This is a genomic window from Streptomyces sp. SID14436, from assembly GCF_010548465.1.
Taxonomy (GTDB): domain Bacteria; phylum Actinomycetota; class Actinomycetes; order Streptomycetales; family Streptomycetaceae; genus Streptomyces.
Window position 1 is genome coordinate 1 of record NZ_JAAGMD010000694.1, and the last position, 860, is coordinate 860.

Genomic DNA, 860 nt, shown 5'->3' on the forward strand with positions numbered 1-860 from the left:
TCGCCCACCAGGGCGGGCAGGTGGGCCTGGTGCGGCAGTTCGCCGCCGAGCGCCACGGCGAAGCGCAGGGTGGCGCGGGCGGAGGCGCTGAGCCGGGAGGCGAGCAGCGGGGCGGGCGCGGCGGCCTCGCCGAGCGCGGGCAGGGGCACCTCGTCGGCGTCGGCGGCGGCCTCCGGGGGGACGTCGTCGGGGCGGGCGTCCTCGAAGACGCCGAACTCGTCGACGGCGCCGGCGCCGGCCCGCAGCCGGTCGCGCTGGCGCAGCAGGGCACCGGCCTGGACGAAGCGCAGGGGCAGGCCCTCGGACTCGAACCACAGGTCCCCGGCCCAGTTCGACTCGTCCTCGGTGAGGCGGCGTCCGACGACGTGGCCGAGCAGGTCGAGTCCGGCCGCGCGGTCGAGTCCGGACAGCGCGACCTCCTCGACGCCCGACTCGGCGGACGGGGCGGGCACGTCGGGGGTCGCGCCGAACAGGAAGGCGCACTCGGGGCAGGCGTCCAGCAGCGTGTCGAGGGCCGTGCCGCCGGCCTCCAGGTCGTCCACGACGACGACGGCGCCGATCTCCCGCACGCAGGCGAGCAGTTCGTCCCGTTCGGGCCGGTGCAGCGGGGCGCTGTACACGGCGTGGAAGAGGTCCTGGAGCAGGTCGTCGACGCTGCGGCCGAGGCCGTTGAGCCGGACGACGCCGTCGGGGGCGAGGTCGGCGCAGTCGTCGGCGACGATGTCGAGCAGCCGGGTGCGGCCGGAGCCGCCGGGGCCGGTGAGGCGCACGGAGCGGCCGCGGGCCAGCAGCCGGACGAGCTGTTCGCGCTCGTCCTGGCGGGCCAGCAGCGGCGGGGCGGGCCGCGTGGGGCCGGGCGG

1 pseudogene is annotated in these 860 nt (G+C 78.4%); it reads right to left on the bottom strand.

Annotation, left to right across the window (positions count from 1 at the left end):
- Positions 1-860: pseudogene (locus G3I53_RS24965) on the bottom strand (ATP-binding protein); the annotation flags it as partial.